We start from the raw sequence: 8486 nt of genomic DNA on the forward strand, positions 1-8486 counted from the left end.
GCGCCTTTAGACGCGAGCCCGGGGCCCGTGGGTTATACCCTAAGAGCAAACCACCCTTTTTAAGGGTGGTTCTGATTACGAAGCGCTGGGGTACCGTCGCTTGTTTGCACTGCGCCCGTGTTTCCCGCTGCACTCGCCAGTCGCTTAGCGCTTGATCTCGATATCGTCGAGCTTGACGTCCATGGCCTCGGTCTTGGCCTCGGCGATGTCGTCGGCAAATTCCAGAGACTTCATCATGGTCTCGACGGCGTCCTTGTGCTCCTCGACGTTGTCGATGCGCACATACACACTGCCACCGTCAACGTCGGTGAAGTACTCGGTCGTCACGCCGCCCGAGTGCGTAAAGTAGGCACTGCGCCAGGTCTTGCCGTTGTACTTAACGGGATCGCTCTCGGTCCATCCGGAGTTGGCCTTCCACTTTGCCTCGTAGTCGAACAGCTCGTCGGCGTTCTTGTCAGAGTCGAAGACGGGGATGAAGCGGTCGCTGGCGTGCTCGCTCTCGGTGAACTTAAACTGGGCCCTGTCGGCGGTGTCGCCTGCGACGTCGGTGATCTCGACGGCCTCGGGGACCTCGACCTTAAACCAAATGAAGTCGGTCCTCATATCCACGGCTGGCTTTTCTGCGCCGCCGCAACCGCCACTGCCGGTAGCGCCGCCGCTGCCGCCGCAACCCACCAGGGCAACCGCGGCAAAGAGACTGATGCAGAGGGTGAGAATCGCAAAGGCCTTCTTTTTCATGGTCGTGTCCTCCTCGATCTGTAATCGTCCATGGATTACCTGCCTTTACTGTACGCGTGGACGGCTCGCTATGGTGGGCCATGTGTCCCATTCTGGGGGCTGGAATTGCGCCGACAAGTGGCAATATGTGCGGTCGCAAAAGAGGGGAGGGCCGATGCTGTCGGCCCTCCCCGGGGTGAGGTGCCCGTTGATTTAATGGGGCGCGCGTGCGTGGGCGTTGCCCCAACAGGTTCCTTGTTTATAGATATGCCTCAGTTTTTGACGTCCGGAAGTCTCGAAAGGTGGGCCATGTGTCCCATGTTTGCGTTGACATGGCCTATCGTGTGCCATAGAAATCCGCGATGGCCAGGTGCGCTGACGCTCGCGTACTTATGGGCTAGACTTAGCACCATTACGTGATCGATGCGGTCGGCCGACGTCGGCCGCCCGACCGATATATATGACTTGAAGGTGCGTGTGCGTATGAGCCAAGAGATGATGGATAAAACCTGTCGCGGTTTTGCCGAGGCGCTGGCCGCGCGCGAGCCAGTTCCCGGTGGTGGCAGCGCGAGCGCTTTTGTGGGCGCGCTGGGCGCCTCGCTGTGCGGAATGGTTGCCCGCTACGGTGCGACCAATCCCGCGCTTGCTGATCGTGCGGATGACCTGACGCGTGCGTTTGCCCAGGCAGACGAGTTGGCGCAGGAGCTTGTGGGTCTGGTCGCCGAGGACGTTCGTGCGTACGGCCAGGTGTCCGCTGCGTACGGTATTCCGCGTGAGGACCCGGCCCGACCGGCTGCGATTCAGGATGCGCTGCATGTGGCCGCTATGCCGCCGTATCGCATTATGGATGCCTGCGGGCGCGCACTGGCGCTGCTCGAGGACATGGCCGACAAGGGTTCGCGTCAGCTGCTGTCCGATGTGGCGTGCGGCGCCGTATTCTGCCGCGCCGCCATGCAGGGCGCGAGCTTGACGCTCTTTGCGAACACCACGTCTATGAAGGATCGTGCACGCGCCGAGGAGCTCGAGACGGCGTGTGATGAGTTGCTCGACACATGGTTGCCGCGCGCCGATGCGCTGGCGCGCCGCGCCTCCGACGCTGCAAGAAAGAGGGGATAGCCATGGCTGAGCTACTGAAGGGTGCTCCCGTCGCCCGCGCTTTGACTGAGGAGCTCGCTGCCCGCTGCGCTGCGCTGCGCGAACGCGGTGTTGTTCCGACGCTTGCTATCGTGCGTGTGGGTGAACGCGAGGACGACCTATCCTACGAGCGCGGCGCCCTTAAACGCTGCGAAAAGGTTGGCATCGAGGCGCGTCGCGTGTTGCTTCCTGCCGGTGTTTCGCAAGACGAGCTGTTGACGGCCATCGAGGACATCAATGCCGACCCGGCTGTTCATGGCTGTCTGATGTTTCGCCCGCTGCCCGCCGGCCTTGACGAGAACGCCGTCGCCGCAGCGCTCGATCCCGCCAAGGACGTTGACTCCATGACGCCGGCTTCGCTGCTCACCACGCTTTCGGGGCGCGGCGAGGGTTTTGCCCCCTGCACAGCTGAAGCCGTGCTTGCTTTGCTGGATCATTACGGCGTTGAGCTGGACGGCGCCAAAGTTGCCGTGGTCGGACGCTCACTGGTAATTGGCCGCCCCGTTGCCGCCATGCTTACGGCGCGCAACGCAACCGTGACGACGTGCCATACGCATACGCGCGATCTTGCCGCCGAGTGCTGTGCTGCCGACATTGTGGTTGCCGCCGTTGGACGCGCGCGCACGATTGGCGCAGATGCGGTCCGCGAGGACCAGGCGATTATCGATGTTGGCATTAATTGGGACGAAGCCGCTGGCAAGCTGGTCGGCGACGTCGATTTTGATGCCGCGGAGCCGGTTGTTGGCGCAATCACCCCCGTGCCGGGTGGCGTGGGCGCCGTGACGACAGCAATTCTCGCCAAGCACGTGATCGAGGCGGCTGAGCGCGCATCGAAATAAGTTTTTGACCACAAGGGCTGCCGAGGCCGTGGCTTCGCCCTTTCTGCGCCGAAGCGATACACTGTTATCGTTTGATTTCTTCGCTCAAGGAGGATGCGCATGCCGTGCACAACGATTTTGGTTGGTAAGAACGCGAGCTACGACGGGTCGACGTTGGTTGCCCGCAACGAGGACTCTTCCAACGGGGTGTTTGAGCCCAAGCGTATGCGCGTAGTACATCCCGACGAGCAGCCGCGTGTCTACACGAGCGTCCTGAGTCACCTGACCGTTGAACTGCCCGATAATCCCATGCGCTACACGAGCGTCCCCGATGTTGTTCCGGGCCACGGCATCTGGGCCGAGGCCGGTTTCAACGAGCTCAATGTGGGCATGTCCGCAACCGAGACGCTCACCACCAACGAGCGCGTTTGCGGCGCCGACCCGCTCGTCGACTACGTGCCCGCCAAGGGCAACGAGGGTGAGGACGGCTATGTGCCGGCGCAGCCTGGTGGCCTGGGCGAGGAGGACATGGTGACCCTGGTCCTGCCGTACGCTAAGTCCGCCCGCGACGGCGTGCGTATCCTGGGCGACCTGCTCGAGCGCTACGGCACCTACGAGAACAACGGCATCGCCTTTAGCGACGTGGACGAGATCTGGTGGCTCGAGACCATCGGCGGCCACCACTGGATTGCCAAGCGCGTGCCCGATGACGCCTATGTGACCATGCCCAACCAGCTGGGTATCGACAGCTTTGACCTGGATGACGCCGAGGGTGCCCAGGCCGACCACATGTGCTCCGCCGACCTGCGCTCCTGGATGGCCGAGTGGCATCTGGACCTGACGCTGGGCGTCGAGGGCGACGGTCCGGCCGCGGTCTTTAACCCGCGCGAGGCCTTTGGATCGCACAGTGACAGCGACCACGTTTACAACACACCTCGCGCCTGGTACATGCAGCGCTGCCTCAACCCCAGCGACGTGTGGGATGGCCCCGAGGCCGACTACACGCCCGAGAGCGACGATATTCCCTGGCGCCGCGTGCCCGAGCGCAAGGTGACCATCGAGGACATCAAGTACGTGCTCTCGAGCCACTACCAGGGCACGGAGTACGACTGCTACGGCAGCAAGGGCACGCCCGCTACGCGTGGCGCCTATCGCCCCATCGGCATCAACCGCAACAGCCAGCTCGCCGTGTTGCAGCTGCGCCCCTATGCGCAGCCGGCGTATCGCGCCGTGCAGTGGATGGCCTTTGGTTCCAACTCGTTTAACGCGCTGGTTCCGCTGTACGCCAACGTCGAGACCATGCCCGAGTACTATGCCGACACGCAGGCTCGCGTGACGTCCGAAAACTTCTACTGGGCCAACCGCCTGATCGGCGCGCTGGCTGACGTCCGCTTCCATGAGTGCGGTCGCGCGGTCGAGGATTATCAGGAGAAGGTCGGTGGCATGGGCCACAAGCAGATCCATGACATCGACGCTGCCGTAGCCGCGCTGCCCGAGGCCGAGGTGCCCGCCGAGCTCGCGCGCGCCAACGAGGCCTTTGCCGAGTTCGTGCGCGTAGAGACCGATGCTCTACTGGGCAAGGTGCTCTACACCACGAGCTGTGCCATGAAGAACTCTTTCGCGATGAACGACAACGTGAGATAGGGATTTCCCGTCGATCGAATAGCGCTAAAACGCTTTGTCGCTTTCACTCAATCTTGGGTACAAGAAGGCCAATGCAGTTGTTCATGATTGGAGCCAACCATGGTTATGAAACTCGATCAGCTTGTTAACGGCGCCATTAACGTGGGCTTCGGCGCCGCCGCCGTTGCTGTCGAAGGCGGCAAGAAGGTCCTCGACGACCTTAACACCAAGGGCGAGCAGGTCCGCAAGGACACCGCCACCCCCGATATCGCCCGCAGCGTGTCCGATATGTTCGAGCAGGCCGGTGGCACCATCTCCGACCTGACCGAGCGTCTGGGCATGCAGGGCGAGACCGCGGCCCAGCGCGTGCTTGACGAGCTTATCCTTGCCCGCGTCCGCGTCATGACCGCTCCCGAGCGCACGGCTTTCCTGGCCCATGTGCGCGACATCGTCGATTCGGTCGAGGACAACGTGACCTCGGTGCCCGTCGAGTCCGTTGAGCCCGACGATGCGAAGGATACCAAAGAGGCCGAGTAGCAGCGCAGATGGCAGATTCCACCACCGATTACAACAATCTAGATCCTCTGGGTAACGAGGCGGCGGTTGTCGATGAGGTCGACGCTGCCGTCTCGGGCGCTCGCAAGAAGCCACGCGCTGTCGATATGGTGCCCGAGGAGCCCGACGCGATGGCACCGGACGAGGAATACCAGCTCACGCCGGCGGGTCGTCGCGAACGCATTGGGCAGATTGTTCGCCTGGTCAAAAAGTACCGCGTGTGGGACAACCTCACGCCGGTTCGTTTGCGCCGCCTGCTCGAGGAACTCGGCCCCATGTTCGTCAAGATGGGGCAGATTCTGGCCAACCGGTCCGAGATTCTGCCGCAACGCTTTTGCGACGAGCTGCGTCGTCTGCGCTCCGACGTGGAGCCCGTACCGTACGAGGTCGTACTCAGTTGTCTGGAAGAAGAATACGGGCTGCGCCTGGGGGAGATGTTCGATGCGATCGACCCCAATCCGCTTGGTAGCGCATCGCTCGCGCAGGTGCACCGCGCTCGTCTGGTGACGGGCGAGGACGTGGCCGTCAAGGTGCAGCGCCCCGGTGCGCAGCAGGTTATGGCGCAGGACATCGATATCATCCGCTCGGTGGTGCGTATCGTTTCCAAGTTCGTCAACACCGATCAATTCGTTGACCTGCACGGCGTAGTCGAGGAGTTGTGGACCTCGTTTCGCGAGGAGACCAACTTTTTGGCCGAGGCCAAAAACCTCAACGACTTCTACGAGTTCCATAAGAGCGTTCATGGCGTGACGTGCCCTAAATCCTATCTGGACCTGTGCACCGAGCACGTGGTGGTCATGGATTACGTCGACGGCATTTCGATCGCCGATCCTGAACGCTTGGTGGCCGAGGGCTATGACTTGGAAAAGATCGGTGCCGCGATCGTCGAGGACTACTCGACGCAGGTGCTCGACGACGGCTTTTTCCATGCCGACCCGCATGCGGGAAACATCATTCTCAAGGACGGTATCGTTTACTTTATTGACTTGGGCATGGTCGGACGCATGTCGAGTCACGATCGCGGTATCGTAAAGGACATGATTTTCGCCGTGGCCGAGGGTGACGTTCCCAAGCTCAAGGATTCGCTCATGCGCTTCGCCGTGACGCGTGGCGATTCGGCCGAGCTCGATCATTCAGCGTTTTTGTCCGACCTTGACTTTATCGTGGCTGACTTTGCGGGCCTTGACCTGAAGGATCTTGATATCGGCGAGTTTTTGACCTCGCTGTTAAACCTGGCGCGCAAAAACGATGTTGAGCTGCCGAGCGTGGTGACGATGTTCGCGCGCGGCATGGTGACGCTCGAGGGTTTGCTGACCGAGTACATGCCCAACGTCAACATGATCCAGATCATCCAAACCCACATTAAAAACGAGAAAAGCACCTATGCGCGCGTGCGCGACATGGGGCGCGATCTTGCCGCGAGCGGCTATCGCGCGGCGAAGGGCTCACTCGAGGCGGCTGAGTACCTGGGGCTGGCTTCGCGCATGCTTACGCGCGGCCAGCTTAAGGTGAACACGCAGATCATGAGCAGCGATAAGGCACTGCGACAGCTGGGCGGAATTATCGACCGCATGTCGATGGCTATCGTTATCGCCGGCCTGTTTATCGGTTCGTCGGTGGTGTACTACGCACGCATCGAGCCGGTTGTGTTTGGTATCCCGGTCATTGGCTTTATGGGCTACGTGAGCGCGCTGGTGCTGGCGCTTATGCTGGGCCGCAATATCTGGCTCAACAGCCACGGCGGCAAACACTAGAGGCTGCGACCGTCACCGCATTTTCCTATCGCAAACAATAGCTTTTACCTTGGGCTTCGCCTGTGTGCGGGGCCCTTTTGCGTGATACCATTTTGACGGTAATAATCGATGGCCTAGATGGTGGTGCGGAGACGCACGAACGCGCGGTTTTCCTGCGCGTTTGGGAGAATCGGGGTGCAAGTCCCCGGCTGTACCAGTAACCGTAATTCCTCTTGGCTCGGGATGTTCGCGTCGCAGATCGGACGACGCGCCTGAGCCGTTAAGGTTAAGTCGGATCGCCTCCCATCTTGCATGCGGCTGCGGCGTATGCCGCCGGTGTGCATAGGGCTCTGGAGGGAAGGGGGACCCCGATGGGGGAACTCGAGCGTAACATGCGCGATGACGTGGGGCAGCCGCTGGGCAATGCTCCAAGTACAGACAATGGGGGACAAATGGATATGTTTGAGGACGAGCGCGAGCGCGCCTCGTTGCATCGCCGTGGTGCGATTGCACGCGGTGTAGCCAAGCGCGGTCTGGTGGCATTCCTGGCCTTCGCGATGGCCTTTGGCACCACGCCGGCTCAGCTGTGGGCCGAGGGCGCCGAGGGCATTACCGACGCTGTGGCTCAGGCTACGACGCCAGGCGAGGACGCAGCGCTTGCGGGCGGTACCGCTGAGCAGAGCGGCGCCGAGGTTTCGGATTCCGGGAGCGCGCCTGCAGCTAGCGCCGCCACAACAGAGGCAGCAACTGGCGACGAAGGCTCGGCGACGGGGGAGAGCCTTGCCGCGAGCGAGCAGTCTTCGGCGGCATCCGCTGGCCAAGCAGGATCTGCCGCCGCGACTGCCGTCCAGACAGAGAACCCGACAGAAACCGGCGATGTCGCCAAGAAGCAAGTCGAGGTCTCGTTCTCGATTGTCGGCACCGATGCCGACGGCAAGGCTCAGACCTGGGTGGCACCTACGCAGCTCAAGCTCGATGAGGGCGCGACGGCTGCGGATGCCTTCATTAAGCTGCAGGAGAAGACGGGCTTCAAGGCGAAGTACGATCCGAACACGGCATACGGTTTCTACCTCAAAAGCATCACGTCCCCGACAGATGGCCGCACGCTTGCCTACGATCCGACGACTCATGCTTACTGGCAGCTGTTCGTCGACGGCGCGTCTTCCTCGGTTGGCGCGAGCGGCGTCAAGCTCACCCAGGGGCAGAAGATTGAGTTTGCCTTTACGGGTGGTAGCGCGTCCCCTGTCGTTAAGGACCAGCTTGCTGCGAATGTGACCGTCATTGGTCGCGATGCCCAGGGCAAGACTCAGACTTGGGTCGATAGCGCGCAGTATGTGGTGACGTCCGGCTCGAACGCACTTGACCTTACGAAGGTCGCGTTCGAGGCGAATGGCATCGACGCCGTTGCTGTGGGCTCCTTCATTCTGAGCCTTAAGTACAACGGCGTTGAGCTGGGTACGCCGCTCGATTATTCGACCTATTGGCAGCTGTTTATCAACGGCAAGTCGAGTGACTATACGGCGGACAATGTCACCATCCATGCCGGCGATACCGTCACGTGGTTCTACGGTGGCTGGGGCGACAAGTTGCCCTCTGATTCTGTCCATGCTTCCGTTCAGGTCCTCGGTAAGGACAAGGACGGCAAACGGCAGGTTTGGGCCTCGACGGGCCAGACGAGTCTCAAGGCGGGCTCTACTGCCAAGGATCTCCTTGAGCAGACCGGCCTTACTCTCGATGCTGGCGAATCGTCTTGGGGCTGGTTCCTCAACGGCATTACTTCGCCGTTCGATGGTAAGTCCTATGGCTGGGATGCTGCGACCAAAAGCTATGGCTCTGTTAGACCAGGATTGACATACATGTGTCCCCACGGTGCCATATCTTTGACCCCGTAGACCGCGATGATGGG

7 protein-coding genes are annotated in these 8486 nt (G+C 61.4%); 6 read left to right on the forward strand and 1 reads right to left on the reverse strand.

From position 1 onward, the window contains the following. Nucleotides 1-144: 144 nt before the first annotated feature. Nucleotides 145-738: a hypothetical protein gene (locus tag I1969_RS10610; protein ID WP_195235096.1), complete on the reverse strand. Its 594-nt coding sequence runs from the start codon at nucleotides 736-738 to the stop codon at nucleotides 145-147. Between the two features lie 462 nt (nucleotides 739-1200). Here I1969_RS10610 and I1969_RS10615 point away from each other — a divergent pair, with 462 nt between their 5' ends. From I1969_RS10615 to I1969_RS10640, 6 genes are all read left to right on the forward strand, one after another. Continuing rightward, on the forward strand, nucleotides 1201-1833 hold the full coding sequence (locus tag I1969_RS10615; RefSeq protein WP_161159940.1) for a cyclodeaminase/cyclohydrolase family protein: 633 nt from the start codon (nucleotides 1201-1203) through the stop codon (nucleotides 1831-1833). Nucleotides 1834-1835: 2 nt separating this feature from the next. Further along, on the forward strand, nucleotides 1836-2690 hold the full coding sequence (locus I1969_RS10620) for a bifunctional 5,10-methylenetetrahydrofolate dehydrogenase/5,10-methenyltetrahydrofolate cyclohydrolase (protein WP_195235097.1): 855 nt from the start codon (nucleotides 1836-1838) through the stop codon (nucleotides 2688-2690). 99 nt (nucleotides 2691-2789) lie between these two features. Next, complete coding sequence (locus I1969_RS10625) at nucleotides 2790-4313, forward strand: C69 family dipeptidase (protein ID WP_195235098.1); 1524 nt, start codon at nucleotides 2790-2792, stop codon at nucleotides 4311-4313. A gap of 99 nt (nucleotides 4314-4412) precedes the next feature. Continuing rightward, nucleotides 4413-4829: a hypothetical protein gene (locus I1969_RS10630; RefSeq protein WP_195235099.1), complete on the forward strand. Its 417-nt coding sequence runs from the start codon at nucleotides 4413-4415 to the stop codon at nucleotides 4827-4829. A gap of 8 nt (nucleotides 4830-4837) precedes the next feature. Further along, the gene (locus I1969_RS10635; protein ID WP_195235100.1) at nucleotides 4838-6601 is read left to right on the forward strand and encodes an ABC1 kinase family protein; all 1764 of its coding nucleotides are present in this window, start codon (nucleotides 4838-4840) and stop codon (nucleotides 6599-6601) included. 431 nt (nucleotides 6602-7032) lie between these two features. Next, nucleotides 7033-8472 carry a DUF4430 domain-containing protein gene (locus I1969_RS10640; protein ID WP_195235101.1) on the forward strand — a complete coding sequence of 480 codons (1440 nt, stop codon included), beginning with the start codon at nucleotides 7033-7035 and terminating at the stop codon, nucleotides 8470-8472. Nucleotides 8473-8486: the final 14 nt, after the last annotated feature.

It is taken from the genome of Collinsella aerofaciens, assembly GCF_015548375.1.
Classification (GTDB): domain Bacteria; phylum Actinomycetota; class Coriobacteriia; order Coriobacteriales; family Coriobacteriaceae; genus Collinsella; species Collinsella aerofaciens_AB.